Source organism: Sphingobacterium anhuiense, assembly GCF_042686355.1.
Lineage (GTDB): Bacteria > Bacteroidota > Bacteroidia > Sphingobacteriales > Sphingobacteriaceae > Sphingobacterium > Sphingobacterium anhuiense.
The window spans coordinates 414,225-436,643 of record NZ_JBHUPE010000005.1 but is presented as its reverse complement, the minus strand read 5'-3'; the positions used below and the strand labels follow the sequence as shown (position 1 = coordinate 436,643).

Annotated in this window: 11 protein-coding genes; 2 read left to right on the top strand and 9 right to left on the bottom strand. The window is 38.7% G+C overall.

Annotated features, from left to right (window positions below; genetic code table 11):
• Positions 1-25: 25 nt before the first annotated feature.
• The 3 genes from ACFS6I_RS13865 to ACFS6I_RS13855 all read right to left on the bottom strand — a co-directional run bounded on the left by ACFS6I_RS13865 (position 26) and on the right by ACFS6I_RS13855 (position 7,352).
• A complete protein-coding gene (locus tag ACFS6I_RS13865; protein WP_380921465.1) occupies positions 26-2,524 on the bottom strand; it encodes a hypothetical protein in 2,499 nt (832 codons plus the stop codon).
• 91 nt (positions 2,525-2,615) lie between these two features.
• Complete coding sequence (locus ACFS6I_RS13860; RefSeq protein ID WP_380921463.1) at positions 2,616-4,298, bottom strand: RagB/SusD family nutrient uptake outer membrane protein; 1,683 nt, start codon at positions 4,296-4,298, stop codon at positions 2,616-2,618.
• Positions 4,299-4,319: 21 nt separating this feature from the next.
• Positions 4,320-7,352 (bottom strand): SusC/RagA family TonB-linked outer membrane protein, encoded by a 3,033-nt coding sequence (locus ACFS6I_RS13855; protein ID WP_380921461.1) that lies wholly within the window; start codon positions 7,350-7,352, stop codon positions 4,320-4,322.
• A 152-nt stretch (positions 7,353-7,504) separates the two neighbouring features.
• On the opposite strand from ACFS6I_RS13855, the gene ACFS6I_RS13850 reads away from it, so the two are divergent.
• Complete coding sequence (locus ACFS6I_RS13850) at positions 7,505-8,800, top strand: hypothetical protein (RefSeq protein WP_380921459.1); 1,296 nt, start codon at positions 7,505-7,507, stop codon at positions 8,798-8,800.
• Positions 8,801-8,903: 103 nt separating this feature from the next.
• Here ACFS6I_RS13850 and ACFS6I_RS13845 read toward each other — a convergent pair whose 3' ends face one another.
• A complete protein-coding gene (locus ACFS6I_RS13845; RefSeq protein ID WP_380921457.1) occupies positions 8,904-9,953 on the bottom strand; it encodes an alpha-L-fucosidase in 1,050 nt (349 codons plus the stop codon).
• A gap of 311 nt (positions 9,954-10,264) precedes the next feature.
• On the opposite strand from ACFS6I_RS13845, the gene ACFS6I_RS13840 reads away from it, so the two are divergent.
• On the top strand, positions 10,265-10,756 hold the full coding sequence (locus ACFS6I_RS13840) for a hypothetical protein (RefSeq protein ID WP_380921455.1): 492 nt from the start codon (positions 10,265-10,267) through the stop codon (positions 10,754-10,756).
• Positions 10,757-11,155: 399 nt separating this feature from the next.
• Here ACFS6I_RS13840 and ACFS6I_RS13835 read toward each other — a convergent pair whose 3' ends face one another.
• The 5 genes from ACFS6I_RS13835 to ACFS6I_RS13815 all read right to left on the bottom strand — a co-directional run bounded on the left by ACFS6I_RS13835 (position 11,156) and on the right by ACFS6I_RS13815 (position 22,249).
• Positions 11,156-12,061: an alkaline phosphatase family protein gene (locus tag ACFS6I_RS13835; protein WP_380921453.1), complete on the bottom strand. Its 906-nt coding sequence runs from the start codon at positions 12,059-12,061 to the stop codon at positions 11,156-11,158.
• A 402-nt stretch (positions 12,062-12,463) separates the two neighbouring features.
• Positions 12,464-15,697: a sugar-binding domain-containing protein gene (locus ACFS6I_RS13830; protein ID WP_380921451.1), complete on the bottom strand. Its 3,234-nt coding sequence runs from the start codon at positions 15,695-15,697 to the stop codon at positions 12,464-12,466.
• 264 nt (positions 15,698-15,961) lie between these two features.
• Positions 15,962-17,146 carry a metallophosphoesterase gene (locus ACFS6I_RS13825; RefSeq protein ID WP_380921449.1) on the bottom strand — a complete coding sequence of 395 codons (1,185 nt, stop codon included), beginning with the start codon at positions 17,144-17,146 and terminating at the stop codon, positions 15,962-15,964.
• 66 nt (positions 17,147-17,212) lie between these two features.
• Positions 17,213-18,961, bottom strand: a complete 1,749-nt coding sequence (locus ACFS6I_RS13820; protein WP_380921447.1) for a RagB/SusD family nutrient uptake outer membrane protein — start codon at positions 18,959-18,961, stop codon at positions 17,213-17,215.
• Between the two features lie 3 nt (positions 18,962-18,964).
• Complete coding sequence (locus tag ACFS6I_RS13815; protein WP_380921445.1) at positions 18,965-22,249, bottom strand: SusC/RagA family TonB-linked outer membrane protein; 3,285 nt, start codon at positions 22,247-22,249, stop codon at positions 18,965-18,967.
• Between the last annotated feature and the right edge of the window lie 170 nt (positions 22,250-22,419).

Genomic DNA, 22,419 nt, shown 5'->3' with positions numbered 1-22,419 from the left:
AAAAATAAAACATTCATTATTATAACTATTTATAATCTAACCAAGCTGTGGCTTCACAATTCTGGTCCGTTACAAAGCGGATCCATCTTGCCTGAAAGTCTTCCGGAAAATCAAATTTAAGTATCTGTCCATTTTTCACGGCAAGTGTTTTATAGGTCATCCAATTACCATCTCCTCCAGGATCAACCTCTAATGTGATGTTGACGGTTCCCTTTCCATTGTGCGATAGCGCTAATGATTTCTGATCGTAAAAACCGATTAGGTAAGGGTCGGAAAAAATTCCTTTTTGAACGGCAGTTTTATACCATGGCCCACCATGCCCTTTTGGTTTACCCAACTTCCAAAGATCATCAATGGCTCCCGCCCATACCGCAGCTTTTTTATCTGTAGAAACAAAGATGTGCTCTAAATTGGAATTTGCTTTATCCAGATCCAGTCCCGTCATGATCAGCATACCACGATAAGAAGCGTAATCATTGATCTTGAGATTATGCGATGATACAGGGCGTATTTTTGCATAACCATCTGCATTTTCTGCCGGAAGTTCATAAAACGTTCCGTGCAGATTAAATAAATCACGCTCGGTTGCGACTTCTCTACAGATGCGCAGTGCTCCATCATTGGTCAATGACGTATATGAGTCGTCTCCTAAAGGCAATCTCCAGCGACGACCTTTGTCATCGACAATCAAGGCCGATGATGGTTCAAGATTGACTACCTGCTGTGGAATGCTATACTTTGTCTCAATTAATTGTTCTGTTTTTGCATCCGATTTTGGTACCAGATTGAACTTATCATCCATTTCATAATAGCCGACTTTCTGCTTCTGTCCTTTGTTATTATAATCGTAAGCTAATAGACCCAAACTTCTACGATTATGCCCTAAACTATATAAAAGACCACCAGAAAACTCCCCGTCTGTAGATATGCCTGTAAATATTTTATCCGCTTTTGTTTCACGCTTATCTGCATCGTGATAGGTAAAATGCACACTTAAATGAGCATCTTTGTCTGATTTGAGACGAATCCACTCGCCCTGCTCTTTTGAGGAGAAAGATTTATGAAGCGTTTCACCTGCCTTTAAAGGGTACTCTCCTATTTTAGACCATTTACCATCCCCTTTCAGATCGACCTCTGCCGTCAATACAATGGCTTTCTCACTGTGGTTGTGCATCCATGATGAACGATTGTTCCAGCCTGCGAACAACATCGGATCGGAATACACGCCAGCTTTTACATCGTCCTGTTGCCATACTGAACCTTCTGAGGCTTTTGGTCCTAAATGATCAATCGTACTGCGATCGGTAAACCAAAGATTGGAATGTGACTGCCCAGGTCCTTCCAAATTTCCTTTTGCTTTTCTTTTATTTAAAAATTCCTTTTGCGCAGAATCGTCGGTACCAAAGACAAGTTTATCATTCCATCTTGTGAAATCACCAATTACTTTTAGATAAGCTGACTTAGGACGTATTCCTGCTGTCGTGTTATTAGTAAATGTCCCCGGGAATGACCAGAACATACCGTGCATAGTCATGATATAATCGTTCTGTCCTTCTTTTCCAACATTACGAATACGAGGCCACTCGGTATTCCAACCATGAGCACCATCGTAACTACGGCTTGCTTTTGGTAATCTAAAGAAGATCCATTTCTCTTCTCCTCGTACACCCAGTAATACGGACTTATGATCCCAACCTGTTGCCCATATAGGATCTGTCTGTGGATTTGCATTACCTTCCACACCTCCAGGACCTGTCACTTCAACGAATTGATTTCGGCGGATTATTTTCCAATTCGTCCCATCCCATTCAGATAAACTTCCCGAAGGTGTATCAAACTGCTTTAATGCTTTGTCTCCATACTCGCCATTATTACTGTAGACCAATACGCCTTGCCCAGAGTACAGTCCTTTGCCGTGATATCCCGGCAGATCAGCAGTTGGAATATTACGTCTAGCTGCTGGCTTAAGATTGGTGTCCGAATAGAGCCATTTAACATTGAGCGTATGTACATCTACCTCGTAAATGCCTTCCTCCATAGTTCCGTAGAAGATCTTATTGGTAGGATCTGTTAAGTGACGTGCATTTCCGGTAAGCCTTCCGGGCATTTCTTTATTTGGGATAACCCGTACTGCACCGGTTTCGCTGATGGCATAGGGGCCAATAAAAAGCTGCTTGCTTTCTTTATGGATCATGCGATTGGCGGGTGTGCCGCCAATGCTTTCTTTACGGACATCCTGATTGAGGCTGGCATCAATTTCATACAATTTATCTGAAGATCCGTGCGGTAAATGAGGCCCATAAGTAATCGCCCAAAGCTTACCAGCCCATGGCATAACAGCTCCAGTACCAGCCTCCCCTTCTTCGTTATACATCGCCAAATGTGGATAAATACCACTTACAGATTTATAGCTTTGTTTTTGTTGCGCATGTGCATTTTGATAAACCAGAGCACCTGAAAATATTAAAGCAAAAGTTACCTTATTCTTCCAAGAAACGATTCGATTTTTCGTTAATTCAGTCATTGAGTGATTCATATTTATAGTATAAAATTGTGCACTGCATCGTACCCGACCAGTGCCAGATACGATATTGCACCTAAGGTATATTACGTGGTTAATAGTTCGGATTCTGCTTGATATTTGGGTTTATTCGTATTTCAACTGCTGGAATAGGCCATAAATATTGTTTTGATTTATCAAATTTACGTTCAATAAGATTTTTCACATGGCTTCCAAAGCCTGAGTAATCGGCTATGCCCATATCATCAATTGGTGTAACTCCTGGAAATGGCCATTTGCTTCGATCTTGTTTTGCAGGATCGGGCAAACCAATAACCGGTTTGGTCAAAGCAAATTCCGCCAAGCGCCATCGAATTAAATCCATGTAACGTAATCCTTCTTTAGCAAACTCAACCCGGCGTTCACGACGGATTATTTTTGTTAATTCGACAACATTTAAAGTTTTGATAGCGGGATAATCAGTTATATTTTCAACACTTTTTTGGTAAGCTCTTGCACGTATCGTATTGATCGCTTTTAAAACCGACTCATCAGCTTCGCCAAGCTGCACTTTTGCTTCAGCATAAGTTAGTAAAATTTCTGGATATCGAAATACGATGACATCACTATCTTCGACTAAGCGATCTGCCCAAGACTGATCTATACCTTTTTTCCATAAGAATCCGGTATAACTTGCAAAAGCAGCCACTGCACGTGAATCTTTGTTACTCACCTGTCTACCAAATTTGGAACTGTGGACAGTTAAAGAATCAGGATGTGGCGAATAGTTGTAACCCAACCATTGTGTATTAAATGGAACTACAGTGGCGGCTAATCGCGGATCGCGATTAGCAAATGGATTTTGGGGATTATAAGTTGCCGATTCATCGATTGGCTTTCCTTCTGTCGTCTCAAATGCATCTACCAGATCACGTGTAGGTAACCATGCTCCAAATCCACCAGCATTACGAGAGATATAGTCCTGAACATACGCTGCTCCATTACTGACTTTATCTACTTCACTACGTGGAATACAGAAGATCATTTCCTTGGTCAAACTTCCCTGTTTTGTAAATACAGCTCCAAAATTAGTGTTTAACTGATAAATGCCTTTATCTGCTAAAGCTATTACCTGTGCAGATGCCTCTTTTGCAACTGTCCACTGTTCCATATATAGCGCTAATCGCGCTTTGATTGCTAAAGCGGCTCCTTTTGTTAAACGCTGCACACTTCCGCTACCATATGATTCTGGTAATATTGCAGCAGCTTCATCTAATTCTTTAAAAACGAACTCCATAATTTTGGTTTTATCCGTTCTATCTTTTCCGTAAGATTCTTCTAAAGTCAATACACCTTCAATAAAGGGAACATCCCCAAAATGCGTGATCAGTTTCGCGTACTGATAAGCACGGATAACCTGCATTTCAGCTGTCAATCGACTAATGACACTTGCGGCTGTATTGTCGACAGCTTTATCTTTATTTTTCATAAAAGAATTAACCCTTGCAATTGCTTTGTAAGAGACCAACCAGTAAGTACGCACCCCTGAATCTTCCGAATTCATGGTACCCCCTATAACTGCGTTCGTCAATTGTGCACGATGCCATTCATTATCCGAATAAAGCTCATTATCTTTTCCCCAAAAATCTGATCGATAAAGATCGTTAACAGCTAGTTCCAGTTCAGTCTGGTTTCGATAAAAATTCTCATTAGTAGCTTCCGATAGCGGATTAAGATCTAACTTATGACAAGAAGTTAATGTCAAGGATAAGGTTGCTATATATAGGTATTTTTTCATGTTGTTTTCTATTAATTGGTTTTAAAATCTGAGGCTGGCTCCAAATAAAAATGTACGTGTAATAGGATAAGCATAATTAGCAGCCTCCGGATCTAAATATTTAGGAAACTTACTTTTAGAAAACAGATCGTTAACAGCGGCGTGAACGCGTACACTTTTAATTCCCACTTTGTTCATTAGGTTATGTTTAACCGTGTATCCTAAAGTCAGGTTTTTGATCCGGAAATATGATCCGTCAATCAGCCAGTGGTTTGAAAGCACATAATTATTACTGTTGGAAACCCTCGAAAGCCTCGGATAAATAGCTTTTTCATTCTGTTCTGCTGTATTGTTACTGCTCCAGAATTTACCGACCAACTCTTCTGGAAAACTTCCAAATCCTTCCGCAAAAGGCTGTATCACTTCTGAATTTAATCTACTCAGCTTTTTGCCAACTCCTTGAAATACTAAGCCGAAATCAAAATTTTTATAATCTAAACGAATATTTCCACCATATTGAAAACGAGGAAGCGCACCTCCTAAAAGTACTTTATCATCTGGCGTTATTTTGCCGTCCTGATTGACATCAATATACCTGTGATCCCCCACCTTTGTATTTGCATTCAAAACAGGTGCACCTGTCAATTCCTCTATTGTTTGAAAAATACCATCATACTGATATCCGAACCACTCATTGTATTCACTTCCTTGACGGATAATCTGATCTCCTAAAAATTCCGTTCCTTTCAAATTATAAATTTTGGACTTCGCATCGGCTACATTTAACGCCGCACTGTATTTTAAGTCACCTATTTTATCAGCCCAGCCCAACTCCACTTCCCAGCCTTTAACTCCGAGTTCTCCGGCATTCTGATTTGGCTTATCATAACCCAAATAAAGCGGAATATCCAATGGCAGTAGAATGTCGTAGGTTTTTTTATTGTAATAATCTGCAGAAACTGACAACCGTGAATCAAAGAATGACATATCCATACCGAAATCGGTTGTTTGGCTGGTTTCCCAGGATATGTTTTCAACGGCATATACCTGTTGTCCACCACCTGGAAGCGGCACAATCTTTCCATTTTGGTAAAACAATGCGTTTGTAAAATCTATCTGTGCTTGATAAGGATAGTAACTGTCGCTATCGTTTCTGTCCCGCAACCGTTCATTTCCTGATCTTCCCCAGGACGCTCTCAGTTTCAAAAAATTGACAACGCTGTTGTCCTTTAAAAAATTTTCTTCCGTTAATACCCATCCACCTGAAACTGACGGATAAACTGCCTGTCTATGGGCTGGTGCAAATCGTGAGGAACGATCGGCACGGATATTAGACTGCAGATAATAACGACTTTTATAATTATATTGAAGTCTACCAAAAAAAGAGTGCAAAGCCGATTCATTTGCCGATCCGGAGTTATCCCTTAGATCTATAGCACCTGCATTTAAATATGGGAACCCTAATAGAGCAAAACCCTGTCTAGAGGCTCCCAAGCCCTCGTAATGTCTGTAATTCTCCTCAAAACCTGCCAGTACATCAAAGTTGTGATCATCATCTACTGTCAAGTTATAATTTGCAAGTAACTGTGTATTGATCGCATAGTTCTCTGTTCTGGATTCATTTAAAGAAGTTCGTGCTCTATTTTGCGCTATAATACGAGCAGGGTCGTTGATATCGGTATATTCGATTTTTTTTGAATAATCTTTTACTTTATCAAAATCAAGAATAGGCGCTAATTGAGCAGTCAAAGTCAATCCTTTCACAGGCTTGTAATGAAGCGCGACCCGGGCGGAAAGCTGATTGAGATGTGATTTATTTTTACCGCCTTCATAGATTTCTGCTAAAGGATTATCGCCATCTTTTCCGGGCGCATACCGGCCATCAGTATAATGATCGTCGTAGAATGCAGGTAAGGTTCTTCCTCTATAGATTACATTATAAGGCAATTCATTCGTATTTGTTCGCTTATAACCCAGATCTAGGTTCAGATTAAATTTATCCGATATTTTTAAATCATTGTTAACACGCATCAACAAGCGCTCATAGTCATAATTGTCATAGAAAGCACCTTGTTTGGTATATCCCATGGAAGCTTTGGTCTTTATTCTGTCATTGCCACTTGTAAAGACCAATTCATGACGGTTACGCAAAGGGTTTTTATTGGTCATAACCGCTTTTTGCCAATCCGTATTCGGAAATTCATCAGGATTTTCGGCATTGTTGGTCAGGTAATTTTCAATGTGCTCCTGCGCATATAAGGCGGCACCGCCATCGTTGGTGAGCTGTTCATTAAAATAGCGCATATAATCTTGAATCCCTACGTATTTTGGTGATGCTGTAATTTCCTGTACGCCAAGTTCATAAGCATAATCTAAACTCTGCTGTCCAGCTTTTGCTCTCTTTGTGGTAATTAAAATCACGCCTGCTGCTCCCCTAGAGCCGTAGATAGCAGCTGAAGCGGCATCTTTTAGTACCGTTAGATTTTCGACATCCATAGGGTTAATATGATCAATGCTATTTACTGGAGAACCATCAACGATTATCAAAGGACTGTTCGTCCCTATTGTTGTGATGCCCCGTATTAAAATATTAGCACCTGAACCAGGCGCTCCACTACTACGCGTAACACTAACACCACCTATGCTTCCTTGTAAAGATTCGGAAATCTGTACCGTACGTCTTCCTTCAATATCTTCAGATCCGATTGACTTGATAGCACCTGTTAGATCCTTTTTACGTTGCGTGCCGTATCCAACAACAACAACTTCATCCAAGTCACGGTTGGCAGCTTTCATCATAACTTTTAATGGTTGCCCCTGGTAAAGTAACTTCTGGTTCTCATAACCTACAAATGAAAAAAGTAGACTAGCTTGCTGCTGGTTTTCATTAATGACAAATGAGCCAGTAGCATCAGTTTTCGTTTGCTTACCGGATCCTTCGATCATGACCGTCACTCCCGCCATAGCTTGCTGTGTTTGACCGTCCACTACCTTTCCTGTAATTCCCTTTTGCTGTGCTTCTAGCTGCAGAAAAAAGAATTGACAGGGCACGAATAATAAAAGTTTTAAATTCATATATTTGGTTTTATTTAAGATTGGTTTACGCTTTAGGATGTCAATCCACTACCAAAACTAGATAAGAAATCACTGTTTAAGGCAACCATTTCTGTACAAACAAAAACCATTATTAACAACAACTTAAAACCTTTATTACCAATAAATTAATTATGAGTAAAAACAACTTTGGACAAGACAAAATTGGTAATGACTTCAGATTATTGGAGCTCTGTTGTCAAAAAGTCGCTTCCAAATTTGGCAGCACTGCAATAGAAACCTGGAGGAATAATGATTATGTGCAATTGAGTGCTTTATTGAGAAGGGAGACTAAGGTCCTGATCAGTGAAAACACGTTAAAAAGATTATTTGGCAAACTAAAAACAACTGAGCGTTATTATCCTCAGAAAGCAACCCGGGATGCACTTGCCGTCTTCATTGGCTTCCGAGATTGGCAGGAATTTGAAACTGTGCAACAAGTCGCACAGTCTATCAACCCTCCTGCAGAACCAACCATTACAGTACAACCGCTACATATACCGAAAGATAGTTGTACACATAGATTCTACTTTTTGAGTATAACAGGGGTATTGTTAGCTCTGATTGCCGTATGGTTGTGGTGGCCCAATAAGTCCGGTGCCACAGAGGTATCCCTCAAATGCCTTAATCCTAATGGACATAGTCCTCATTCTGCAGTATTCAAGCTGATTCCCAAAAATAGTGATAACCTAAAGTTTGCAGATTACGAAATTGAGCTTAAGGACAGAAAGGATACCCGGACCAGATTTCAAGACAGCACATTGACACATTATTATGAATTACCCGCGGTCTATTATCCGGTTTTACGTTATAAGAATAAAGTAGTGGATACAAGTAAGGTATATCTGGAGACCAACGGCTGGGAGGTGACAGCCCAGATCATGGGAGATACGGTAAGGGTCTACCCGATAGCACTGCCTCAACAAAACAATAAAAATATCCCGCCGACTGTCAATATCCAACAGATACTGGCTGCTGGAGTAGATACCATCAAGACTTTTTTCACAAACTACGCTTCTATTCGGCACAGTGAAATATCGGGCGATAATATGTTCCTAGAGGCTTTTATCACCACTTCAAAACCGAGACCTGGTGTGCGATGCTCTCAATTAGATATTACCTTATTTGGCGAAAATGATAAGCACTTTTTATCATTAATGAAACCGGAGTGCGTGAGCTGGTGTTCATATCAATTTTCCGAAAAATCAAAAAGTGGAAAATTTGAAGATTTACGCGCTTTGGGGCATGACCTTTCAATGGGGAAATCTGTAAAACTCACCATCATCAACAAGATCGTTTCGCTATATATTGGAGATAAAAAAGTGTTTGAAACCAAATATGAAAGATCAATCGGAAAAATTGCGGGAATCAACCTGCTATTTGCAGGGGTAGGCAAGTTTTCTGATTTTAAAATGGAAAGTCTGCCTTAATTAATACCTGATGCCTTAAAAAAACATCATCAAAGAAGGAACTTTGCTAGTCGTAAAAGCCCTTCTTTGATGATGTCAATTCTTCTGATTAGAAAAGATGCTATTACAAGCCTAGATTTACTTTAAGCTTTTGTAGGACCTCCACATCAGTATCTTTGACTCTACCTTCACGATTTGGACCTACATTTAAGATCAAAATATTATTTTGAGCTGTTGCTTTTTTATACATATCTGCTAATTCCTGAACAGGGCGGGGCGTATTATCATCGGTATGATAAAACCATCTTTTCCCTAAAACTACTGTTGTCTCAAACGGCATATAATAAACCTGCCCTTGGTTTAGAAACAATTTTGGGTCTGGATTTTTAGGAAGATAGGGATCGCCTAAACGAAAGTCACTTGGAAAATAACGGATTGGAAAATATTCCTGCTGATCATTTGGAAGTACGGGATGTTGGTCAATATTTTTTGGAGAACCAACCGTCCAATTAACCCCTACTTGACATTGCGGTGCAAGCTGTTTTACATTGGAATAAAGTTGCTGAATAGGCCAACGGTAGTTTTCCTTTTCCCAACCACCATCTAACCACAACTCGACTACTTTAGTATGTTTCTGCGCCAGCTCCAATAATTCATTGATTTGGTTCAGCATATATTTATTATAAGCAAAGTCTGCTTTTACATCCTTTACATTTCCATTTTCTTTCCGATCCCATAATGAATAATAAAGTCCTAAACGGATACCCTGCTTCTCACATTCCTTAGCTATCGCTTCTACAACATTTGTTTTATTACCAGAGTTTGCAACATCATATTCGGTATATTTACTATCCCATAGACAAAAACCATCATGGTGCTTAGCCACCAGGATCATGTATTTCATTCCAGAATTTTTGGCTGTAGCTACCCACTGCTTCGCATCGATTGTTGTCGGATTGTAGGAGGAGGCTGGTTTTGATCCATCTGTCCATTCCTCATTATGAAAAGTATTGATTCCAAAATGCACGAACATGCCATATTTGCGTTTGATTTGCTCCAGCTGATATTTGCTCGGCTGTGTAGATGATGCCGGCACGTGAACCTTTGACTGCCCAAAGGTATAGGAACCTATGGCTAAAAGCATCATAACGAGGGTGTTTTTTTTATTGATCATAATTTATTTTAATGCTAAAATTTTAGTCGTTTATAATTTCTGCTTGAACGTAAGAAAATTCGCAACATATAGGGCAGATATTATTATTCAAATTTATTTATCACAAGCAATCATTAATTATCATAATAAAGTTAGTCGGATAGAAAACAACTTAATGAAACAATATTAACCCGATATGATGCTATATTATCCGATCTGCATTGATGCAGGTTACAGCGGTTAATAAAATCATCATATTTCGATTTTTCTTCATTTAGACATCAGTTTGGTCGGCCTTTTGCTATACTAAAGTAACTATAAAATCACATCAAATGTATATTCTAAAAAGCATGATTGTGTCCGGATTTTTCCTTTTGACACTTAGCAGCTGTAATCAACCAACTTCCAAAACCCAAGCCCCGGCAACAGCGACTGAAGCGGCACCTGTATTGACCATAGATGGCAATTATGTTACTGCTGACTATGATAAAAGAGCTGAAGGATTTGACTGGGTTGGTGTCACGATTAAAAGCGAACAGGATAGCAGTATCACGATACAGGTAAGATCTCGTGCTGATAAGAAAAAACCGACTTGTACACTTGATAAAAATGCAACAAAAATTAAAGAGGGAGTTTATCAGGCCTCACTTCAAGGAAAGAATGTATTATTTACTTTCGATGGTACTTCTTTAACGATAGCACCAGAAAAACCTGAAGATGAAGGAGTTTTAAATTATTACTGTTCAGGTGGCGGATCGCTAGCAGGCACTTATAAAAGGATTGCTGAAGCATTAGATGCGACACAAGTTGATAGTCTTAAGTAAGATAACGTCTGTAAAAAGAGAGCGGGATGGATTTATTTCATTCCGCTCTCTTTTTTAGTTCTGATTTTGACTCTTTATCTTTACTGGGTATTATCCAATTATTGATTCAGGTGACCCTGTGGATTTGATCGGATTTGGAAGAAAATTCTTGGCTAATGCTGATTAGCCTAAACATATAGCGACGCTTAATGAAATTACTGATACGCACACTTCATTAGCTGGTGGAGATAGTTGCGTATATACGGATTATCCGTCTTTAACCACATTTTGTCTATACCATGAATTAATAAAGGGCTGAACTATTTTCAACCCTTTATTTTTTATTTCCAAATGAAGGAACTTTTGTTATACGATGTTTAGATTAGTCTTCGGATAACTTTTATTCATATTAATTATTCTTTATTTAAACACAGATTCCAGCACTTCCCCTGTCCACGCTAACGGCTTTTTAAGTCCAAACAAATGCAAGATTATAGTTGCCGTATTTACCGTATTGTTAGGTTCTTCAATTTTTAATCCTTTCTTGATTTTCGGCCCTGTGACTCCCCATGGTACAATCATTTCATCGACAGATACACCTCCATGTCCATATTCAATACCACCATGATCGGATAAGAACATAAAATTGGTGCTCTCATATAGACCTTCTTTTTTCATTTTCTCTAAAAATATGCCTATTTGCACGTCAGCTTCTTCAATCGATTTGATGTATTCTGGAGACATCCATTTATGACTATGCCCGGCGTGATCGGTATGTACTGAGTAAAGGAATACAAGGGTTGGATCTTTCTTATTTTTCACAATAAAATTAAATGCTTTATCGTAATTTTCAATATAGGCATCATCTTTTAAGTAGCTAACTTCATCAAAATTTTTCTGATTATGCGGGTAGAAGAGATTAATCCAGTTATAGTAAAAGGCAGTTTTAACATTTGGCATTTGTTCTTTGACAACAGTAAATACAGAAGGGTAATAACCCTGAGCATCTTTTACCACTGCTGGTAATTTGAATTTATCGATCTGCCAGCCATTATCTACTACTCCGTGCTGTTCTGGCCCACTTCCAGTAAGATGACTGGTCCAATTGGGAAGGGTTACGGAAGGCATGACCACCCTAGTAGTCATCGATAATGCTCCTTCTGCCATTAAAGCATCAAGATTTGGTGTATGTGCCTGCTTGAATCCTTCGACAGAAATTCCGTCCAATGCGATCATTACTATTCGTTTACTTTTAGGTCCAGCTGCTAGCGCTGTACAAACAGTGGTCAAAATCAACAATAAATTAATTGAGATATTTTTTTTCATTTTCATCATAAATATTTGGTTCTTTTATTACGTTAATTGCCATTAATTGTATTTCTTCCCATTATTAAATCATTCCACTTAAAGATGTAAATAGCATACAAAAAAACAACATGAATTAATTTCAAATTTATAAACAAAAATTTAATATAAGTAAACTTTAATATAAATTTTACATTAATAAACAGTCAATTACATATTAAAAAACACAAAATGTTTAGCAAAACTAAATACATCTTTATATACCCAATAAATAATGAGATACTACCCATACTTAAATCTAGCCATCAAAAGTTAAAGGAATGATAATTTTAATTCGAGATATCCATTTTTACATATCATACATGGATGATACGTAAAAAGGCCTTCCGAATGGGAAGGCCTTTTATAACACGTTGATATATATTATTCGACATCTTCAACAAGCGACAGCTTAGAAAGCATAATATTAGGTCCTTTCGTTCCTTTTATCTTAAGCTTTAAATTACCATCGTTAGAATCTTCCCGCATAACGTGAAGTTTGACCCATTTGCCTTCTTTATCATGGCGTGTGAGTGTATAGTCACGTCCTTCGAAATTGATATCTGCTTCACGTCCATTACTGTTCCAGTCATGGAAAAACAGATATAGAGAACCGATCATCCCCTGTGGTACTTTTAGGTCTACCTCTATTTCCTTTCCCTGCCAAGCGGCACTTGTTTCATCCTTCCAAACACCATCGGCTTTAACTGTATAGGTTGTCCCCTTTTTACTTTCACTCTGATCGAGATCTTTTGTCCAGTCAATATTTTGATTGATTTTCTTAGACAATTTACCTGCTTCTACATATAAAACTGCCTTTGAAAATTCAGAGGGTACAGCTGTCTTTAAGGGCTCGATATAAGTAAACGTTTTACGTAACTGAGAGGCATCACGACCGAAACTTGGATCAAAATCGTCTGAAGCGGCGTAAGCTAATAAGCTTGAACGAAGTTGCTGACTTACAATATTTTTTTCATCTTGTATGTTAAAACCGGTCACCAACAACTTTCCATTCCCCACTTTCATTTCAAATATAGATGCCAACTTATTATTTCTGTGAAAATCATCTACAGGTTGTGCCAATGGTCTGTATGAGGCAGGAAAATCATTGATATAAAATGCTCTTGCTCCACCATAAATATGCTGCCACTGCCAGTCACTATGTGAATCTGTAGGAAAACTTTTGAATGCAGGATGCTTATCTCTTACGATCATACCAATGGTATTTTTCCCTTGCCCCGGGAAGAACGTTAATGACCAGTACAATGGATAATAACTGATGATATCGGAGGTCTCTAAGTTTCCAAGATCGGAAGCATCCAGTAATACCGTCCCTCCATTTTTAAGGACTTCTTCAGTTTTTGCATCAAACCTATTTGCAACATAGACCTTTTTCGTTTCCTCTTTTTTAACTGTAGGATATACCCATATCTGCCATTCATTTTTATTGGCTCTATTTTCCAAACCAACTTCTACGGTCAATTTACCTGCTTTTTGAACCGCAGATAAATTGGTTTTAATTTCACCAACGAGATCTGAAGTGCCTCTAGCAAATGTTCTTTTCGCAAAGGTACCTTTTGCAATTACACGACTCTCTTCATCTTTGATATTCCAGTAGATACCATCCTGTATATCGGATGATCCATAATGTGCCAGTTGCACTTTGGCTAAAAATGGTTCTTCGGCCTTCCATACAAATTTGGGTATACGCAAGAGGGTAACAGTGGTATCATTATGCATTCTAAATTTCTCGGGTGTTGTGATTCCCTTACTATCGTAAAATACGTCCAACCAGCCTATCAGTGCTTCGCCTTGACCTTGATAATCCTGCATACTTAACAACTGTATACCTGCCGCAGACGGCGTTCTTAGGAAAGATTCGATTTCATGTTTGTACATGATTTGATTCAAAGCTCCTGATGCCTGAACAAATTCTTCATTCTGTTCCTCAATATTGTTCTTGCGCGCCTGCTCTCTGAATTCTTCAAAATTGCGTGCTTTTAATACTCCTGTATATTTTTTTATCTCATCCCATTTCGGATATACGGGCCACTGCCCAATTTCATGTGCAATGACAGGTATTTTAGACTGACTGTATACTTTTTCAAAATCCCAATCGGTGTGCGCTCCGAGTATACCTCGCGTACCACCAAGCTTATCGATATAATGTGTCGCGATAAATTGATCCATATCCGTGATCTTACGTGCGGATGAAACGGCGTACAATCTTCTGTTATCATTTTCCTTATAAGGTTTTAGCCACGACTCCATCACATCGAAATTTGAATTCCCCAACTCATTACCGATAGACATGGTTGCAAAAGAAGCATGATTACCGTAAGATGCAAACATGCGGTAAATCTCTTTCTGTGTAAAAGCATCTGCCGAAGGATTACTGCCCAACCCTTGCGGTCTGCCTTTTGTATTCATCTCTTCACGGCCTGGGTTATCTGCGGCCATCCACCAGTCTAACCATATTACTTCAGGCTGTAGATATAACCCTAGACGATCTGCTGCCTGAAATGCGGCTTCAGGAGGACACCAAGAATGAAAGCGAACATGATTTAAACCATAATCTTTGTATATTTTAAAAATACGTTCCCATTCTTCAACGTGCATTGCTGGATATCCTGTCAAAGGAAAATGGACACAATCTAGGTTTCCGCGAAAGAAAACAGGTTTGCCATTTATCATTATTTTTGACTTAGAAGCTGTAATCTCACGAAAGCCTATTTCCATTTCCTTCGTGTCCAACACATTGTTTTTCTTATCTAGAACTTGAATAGAAAGCGTGTACAAATTTGGGTTCATATCATCCCATAATTTCACTAAATCCGGCATCTGCTCTTCTATATCCAATACTTGTCGTACGCCTCGCACGTCAATATTCTTTTTTGTCTCAAAGACTTTATCCTTCGTCTTACGATCTGATAATATGATGGATAGCGAAAGATTTCTACGCTTCCCGCCTTCATTTACGAGAGTATCTTTTATCTGCAGCTTTTTTGGAGAGATCTTCGTAAATACTTGCGGATTTTGTAATCTTATCGCATTTTTAGCAATCAACTCTACCTGACCAACCATGCCATTCCAAATACTTTGTGTATATTCTGTGTAGACGTGACCTTTGTCTCCTATATTGTGGATCATATCGTTATTGACACGTACTGTCAAACGATGCTTTCCAGGTGATACATACCCAAGGTCATGAAGATGCGCAGAACTTAACGCATCGTACGTTGCAATCTCTTTATCATCAATAAAAACCTTAGACTCCCACATCACACGTTCTAAATTTAGATATAAACGTTTATCTTTCCAGTTCGCAGGTACAACAAAATCCATTTGATACCAAGCGGGACCGTAATATTTATAAGCTCGGGTCAAGATCCCAAAATCTGAACCCGTAGTTTTTTCACCGTAATTGGCCTGATCGGTTGTCCCAGGAATAGCAATACGTTTATCTAAATCTTGTTTTTGCCAACCTTGTGCCAGCCCTACATTCTTTTCATCCAACCGGAAACGCCATACCCCATCCAATTTCTGATGTTCCTGAGCTGTTGCAGAATAATGTATAAAAAATAGGAATAGAAAAATCCCTAGGTATTGTTTTATCATAATAATTAGTGAATAAATTAAACTCTTATTACAAATGTAACCAAGTATTGAAATCTATTAAATGGATAAAAATAGGGTTATCATGTAATATATTATGAATGTCGACTGCTTATCAGGTTTTGATCTGTACAGGTGATTTTTTTTATTTTTGATAAACAACTGATACTATTTAGGATAAAAAAAGCAACCATAGGAGATCTCCCGTGATTGCTTTTGCTATTTTAAATTATTGATGCTGTTCTTTGACCAGCACGATTGTGTAAGTTAGTGCAATGGTTTTATGACTACTTCATCCACCATTTTACCTTGTTGATCGACAACTTGAAAAGTTCCTTTTACAGATGTCAGATCAACTTTTAACACATTATTATTTGAGTTTACTATAATTGGAAATTTGATCTCTGCTGTTGCCGGTTTGATAATATGCTGATGCAAGTGCCCACTCAACATGACCTGCACACCGGCACGATTAAGAATGGGAACAAACTTATCCAGAATTTCCTGTTCACCATGCCAACCACCAAATGGAGGCATATGACAGATAACTACTTTATATTTGGCGTTTTTAAATTCAGTATTTTCCACTGCTCTCTCTAACCACTCAGCCTGTTCTGTGCGGTAGCGATCCATATCGACAATGCCACTGTACTCCATATCGGTATCAGGTTTATCTTCGCCACAATCAAGTACGATAACTCCTGTTTCTCCATGATTAAATTGATAATAAAGCTTTCCTGTCGGTGTTGGAAAATAACGTGGATATTCAATCGCAAACGGACCACGGGTTTCATGATTACCCCTTGAATAGAACATGGGTTTTTCACTTGCAAAGCGTTTAATAGCTGTATCCATAAAACCTGCGAACATCTGATTTTCGCTTAATAAATTATCAACCATATCGCCATTAAAGACAATAAAATCTTGTTTCGGAAGGTCGGAAAGATCTAAAAGTTTATTGAGCACTTCATTACGTCCGTGAATATCATTGACCACAGCAAATTGGGTCCTCGAGGAAGAACCGAGTGTCCGGAAAGACAAAGGCTTTTCCTTATAGACATTCGTTGCAACGATTTTCCCATATTCAACCTGAACGCCAACATGCTTCAAAACCTCCTGGCTGTATACCCGATAACGATACACGGTGCCCGGCTTAAGGTTGGTTAAGGTAACCTGATGTACAGTTCCAACTTTTTTGAAACCATATTCGGTAGCAAAGAACTTTGGTCTCGCTGTATGATAAAAATGGGATGAATCGTCCGGTGCAAGTTCCACCCAACCTGTAGCTGGTTTATTAGTCGTCCAGATAATATGAACGGAACTATTGGTGACCCCCTGGATATAAGGCAAATGGGTAATGTTGATATTCTCCTGTTGTTGCGCAAAAATACCAGTAGTTAATACAAGTAACAAGCAAAATACCAACAGGGGTTTTGGCGTAATTTTCATCATAAAGGTTTGGGTTTAAAAAAGTTCCTATCAACAAATATATAGATTGTGATAGGAACTTTTATTAGATTAATTTACCCAAAAAGGGTTTTGTTTTAAATTAGGATTTAACTGTAACTCCTGTACTGGAAGTGGATATAGATAATCCCGTCCTTCATCAAACTTCTTGGTAATATGTTTATTGATAATGACATTTCCACTGTTACCGTTTTCTAACAATATTTCCGATCCCAACTTTAACAACTGTATATTTTTCGCAACGGGCTTGTCTCCCTCATAGATCCAAACATCATCCTTTCCGTCATTATCAAGATCGTATTTTCCAGTTCCCGGAAAATACATGCCTTTAAATTGACGCGTCACCATTTGACCTACTTTCCATCTTCTGATATCATCCCAACGGAAAGATTCCATGACCAATTCGACACGACGTTCTCTCCGTATTTCCAAAATTACTCCTTTAAAAGCGCCCATAACATTGTTGGGATCGTAATCTTGTGCTAAGTAAAGATCTGGCCGACTTATAGCTTGGGCTAAATCTAGATTTGGCATTCCTACCCGATCTCGCAGCAACTTGATTGACATATCCAAATCACTTTGTTTGATAACTCCTAATTCTGCCTGAGCTTCGGCATAATTTAATAGTACTTCAGCATATCGAAAGATAGGCATCGGATTTACGGATCGATTAAAATTATCGTATTTGACATCGCCAACAAATTTGATTAATTGATAACCCGTGACTGAATTACCAAAATTTGGAGCAACAGGCGCAGCCCCACCGATACGTTTGTATCCCGGCGTACGGATTGTCTGACTTAAACGTGGATCGCGATCGACAATCTCATCTTTAAAAGTCATTTTATCATAATTAGGTTTATCAGTAAATCGTGATCCATCTTTCATTAAATAGGAGTTTACTAAGTTTTTCTCTAAACCTGGTTTACCATAAGAAGCCGTAATAGTATAATAATTAACATTGTGCCAGATCTGTAGCCCATCGGAGAATTTTCTTGTCAACATAACCTCCTTATCGATGTTGTCGACACTTCTAAACAAAGCACCGTACGAGTCTGTACCTGCCGCATTATAGATACTGTATTTCTTACTCTCCATAATTTCATACGATGCAGCAGCGGCTTGTTTGAGCAGCACTTCGGCATCCGGTAAATTAAATTCCTTATGGTATTTCCGGAACGTCCCTTCAAACAATGCTACCCGTGATTTCAATGCCAATGCGGTCCATTTATTTACTTGTTCATCATTGACTTCGGTACCGAGATTCTTAATTGCATAGTCCAAATCGGCCATAATATTATTGACAACTAACGTCCGTGGATCGCGCGAACGTGACAATTGCTCTTCGTCATATTGGCTGAGCACCTTATCATACCAAGGCACATCTCCGAAACGCTTCAGTTTGTCAAAATAAAAATAGGCTCTAAAAAATCGGGCTTCAGCAGCGTAAGGCGCCGCTAGATTTTCAGGTACGGTTTTAAAACAGTTTTCTAGAAAAAAATTGATATTCCGCAAATTATCCCATGTCCATCCACCTCCACTTACAGGTACAATTCGCTTACCCGTTATTTCATCATCCAACGTGGATTTAACTATATTATCAACAGATTCGTTGTAAACCCCTTCTGCTGAAGGAAGTGCAACATCATAAAATGATTTGGTAAATAAACCTAGATCCTTCACTGTTTTAAAGGAATCTTCAGGTTTTATACTGGACTCAGGTTCTCGTCCCAAGTAGTCTTTATTACAAGATCCAAGACCAAAACCTAGCAATGCATATATTAAAAATGTCTTTTTCATATTTTAAAATGTTAAATCTAAACCAAAGGAAATAGTTTTAGACACGGGATAGGAACGTCCATTTGCTTCTTGAGCAGCTTGTTCTGGATCGATATATTTTGACCTTAATTTCGTTGCTGTCCATAGGTTTTCACCTGAAGCATAGATACGTAAGTTACTCAACTTCAATCGTTTTAATAAATGCTGTGGTACCGTATAACCTAAGGTTAGATTTTTTAAACGGATATAAGCCAAATCTTGCAAATAACGATCTGATTTTACATTTAATGACCCACGATCATTTAACGCAATATATCCACGTAACATCGGAAAATAAGCATCGGTATTGTCAGGTGTCCAAACATCCTGTTCGAAATCTTTTGGAACAAATGAATAATAAGGTCTTGAATAGGGTCCCCAGAATTTATCGGCATTGGCGCCAGGCCACCAATTTTGCTTTCCGATACCTTGGAAGAATGCAGAAACATCAAAACCTTGCCAGTTAGCACCAAGATTAACACCAAAAGTATAGCGTGCGCGGCTATTACCAATAATCACCTGATCGCCCGGATTAGTGAGGGTATTATCACCTGCATCAACTTTCCCATCAGGTCCGATACTCTTACCATTTTCATCTAACTTACCTCCGATATCTACAAATTTTAAATCGCCCGGATGCAACTTAGACCAATCTCCTGTCGCTGCTAAACGTTGCTTATCGACATAATCTTGATTGACTTTCCAGTTCGCAATTTCATCTTCTGATTTGAAAAATCCATCGGTCTTATATCCCCAGATTTCTCCTAGTTCTTGGCCAACATAGTAGTTGCTTAATAACATCTTTTCATTGTCAAATCGGGTAATCTTAGCTTTAGAATCGGATAATCCTAAACCGATATTATAACCAAATGGTTTTCCATTTAAATCCACCCGATCTTTCCATGCGAGCGAAACCTCCCAACCATTATTTCGAAGATCGCCGGCATTTGTTTTAGGTGAAGCTGCACCAAATACAGCAGATAAAGTCTTACCGGGAATCAGCATATCCAATGTATTTCGGATGTAATAATCAAATGAAACGTTCAACCGATTTTTCATAAATTCTAGATCTGTACCAAAGTTCAGTGTACTTGTACGTTCCCAGGTGAGATCGGCTGATATAGGCAGGGGTATACTCAAATATTGTGATTTGGCCCCTTGCGTAATATAGTTAGATTGACCTGACCGTAACAATTCTAGGTATCCGTACGCATCTGCTTCCTGAGCGTTACCTAAAGCTCCATAAGAGACTCTAAGCTTAGCTTCATTGATAAAGGATTTTGCACCCTCCATAAATGTTTCCTCAGACAAGCGCCATCCTCCTGAGAAAGAAGGGAAAAATCCATTTCGCTGTTTTACAGGAAATTTAGAGGTACCGTCATATCGACCATTTACTTCCAATAGATATTTACCTTTGTAATTATAATTAACACGAGCAAAATACCCTCTCAGTGCCCAGGTGTTTGCTCCGCCCAGCAATTGCATCTGTCCTGTAGCTAAATTAAAATCGTTCAGATCTTCTGACAATAAATTGTTGCCAGTACCACCAATGCGTTTATAGCCTGTCGTTTCTTGATTGAAACCTACTGTTCCACCAATTTGATGATCGCCTAACTGCTTGTTATAATTGGCAAAAATGTTGAGCGAGTGTTTTGGATTATTAACAATATTTTCCGTAAATGTATCATTACCCAATAAATCTACTACCCCAGGGAAAACGGACCATGGTGCTTGGGTACGGCGGTTCCAACTGTGAACCGGATTGTGGGTATAGGTATAATTACCGGTAATATTCAAATCTTCATTGACCTTAACAACAGCCTCAAACATATTGATAAATTCAAATTGATCTTGACCGCCTTTAGATTTGCCATGCAACAAATCGGCAAAAATACCATCACCGATATTATAATTATTCAACTCGGTACGATAAGTTGCTGTACCGTCAGGATTTAAAGGAACATACGACGGCAAAGCGTGTACGGTTGTTGAAATAAAATTGTTATTGTTATCAGGACTTGAATTCCATCCTGGATACGTGTAGTTTTGATAATTTAATTGAGTATTCGCACTTACTTTCAACCATGGTGTAACCTGTGCATTGATTCTAGAGCGAACATTATAGGCATTATATTTATCCTGATTGATTTTCATCAATCCACCTTTCTCGTATAATCTACCCGAGATATAATAGTCGATTTTATCTGTACCTCCCGAAAAATTCAACGAATGCTCCATGGAAGTTTGTGTCTTCCGGTATATTTCATTCCACCAATCTGTATTGCCATAATAGACATATTGATCCTTACCATTTCTATTTTGAATCACCACATATGGTAATGAAGGGTCATTTTTACGTTTTAATAGCTCGGCATAATCTTCATCGGTGTAACCGGTATAACGGTTACCCGTTGCGCGTACAAAAGCTTCATCGTTCAATTTAGCGGCATCATAACCATTGGTCATAAAGTCCGTATTTACTGTAAGACCTGCCCAACCAAAGTTGTTACTATAGTTGATGTTCATCTTCCCAGCCTTTCCTTTCTTGGTCGTTATCAACATGACTCCAAATGCACCTCTAGCACCATAGACTGCCGCAGCCGCGGCATCCTTTAATACCGAAATCGATTCAATATCTCTCGGATTGATGGTATTGATATTTCCAGGTACTCCATCGATTAAAATAAGGGGCTGTGCATTGACGGAATTAATGGAGGCAAATCCACGGATATTGACATTTCCTCCACCTCCGGGACGTCCGTTGGTGAACGTTACATTTACATTGGGAACTGCACCTTGTAATGCTTGTGTTGCATTGGCTACGGGTCGATCTTCTAAAAATTTGGAATCAATCTGAGTCACTGCTCCCGTCAGGTTGACTTTCTTCTGTCTCCCATAACCTACTACAACAACTTCGTCCAATGATTGATCGGATTCTTGCAGCATTACCTTTAAAACATTCGATTCAATTTTGAGTGTTTGTGCATGGTAGCCCACCATTGTAATTTTAAGGTTTTGTCCCATGGTTCCAGCAATTTCAAATGCCCCATCAGCATTTGTTTGCGTAGATTTACCAGTTGATAGGTTCGTAATGGAAGCGCCCATAACAGGGCTACCATTTGGAGTTTTTACACTTCCTTTAATAGTCTCTTGCTTTAGATCTTTCCATTCGAAATCAATGGTAGAAGACAGAAATGCAGGTTTACTGTTGGCCCAATTGGGTAGGGACAGCCCAATCATTATGGGCAGTAGAACATACTTTTTTTTCATGGTTTTTGGTTTCATTTCCTTTGGCAACAAAGAAAAGGTTTACAATATTGGTTAATTGTTAAGTATACATTATCAAATGTAGAATTTGATTACGTCCATGTTAAGTTAATAAATACTTAACACATATCTGCAAGTTTTATCAATTTAACCAACAAAACAGGCATCAATAC

Bases quoted from the DNA above. Each gene is read 5' to 3' on its own strand.
- ACFS6I_RS13865 (WP_380921465.1), bottom strand. From the start codon at position 2,524: ATGACTGAATTAACGAAAAATCGAATCGTTTCTTGGAAGAATAAGGTA.
- ACFS6I_RS13860 (WP_380921463.1), bottom strand. From the start codon at position 4,298: ATGAAAAAATACCTATATATAGCAACCTTATCCTTGACATTAACTTCT.
- ACFS6I_RS13855 (WP_380921461.1), bottom strand. From the start codon at position 7,352: ATGAATTTAAAACTTTTATTATTCGTGCCCTGTCAATTCTTTTTTCTG.
- ACFS6I_RS13850 (WP_380921459.1), top strand. From the start codon at position 7,505: ATGAGTAAAAACAACTTTGGACAAGACAAAATTGGTAATGACTTCAGA.
- ACFS6I_RS13845 (WP_380921457.1), bottom strand. From the start codon at position 9,953: ATGATCAATAAAAAAAACACCCTCGTTATGATGCTTTTAGCCATAGGT.
- ACFS6I_RS13840 (WP_380921455.1), top strand. From the start codon at position 10,265: ATGTATATTCTAAAAAGCATGATTGTGTCCGGATTTTTCCTTTTGACA.
- ACFS6I_RS13835 (WP_380921453.1), bottom strand. From the start codon at position 12,061: ATGAAAAAAAATATCTCAATTAATTTATTGTTGATTTTGACCACTGTT.
- ACFS6I_RS13830 (WP_380921451.1), bottom strand. From the start codon at position 15,697: ATGATAAAACAATACCTAGGGATTTTTCTATTCCTATTTTTTATACAT.
- ACFS6I_RS13825 (WP_380921449.1), bottom strand. From the start codon at position 17,146: ATGATGAAAATTACGCCAAAACCCCTGTTGGTATTTTGCTTGTTACTT.
- ACFS6I_RS13820 (WP_380921447.1), bottom strand. From the start codon at position 18,961: ATGAAAAAGACATTTTTAATATATGCATTGCTAGGTTTTGGTCTTGGA.
- ACFS6I_RS13815 (WP_380921445.1), bottom strand. From the start codon at position 22,249: ATGAAAAAAAAGTATGTTCTACTGCCCATAATGATTGGGCTGTCCCTA.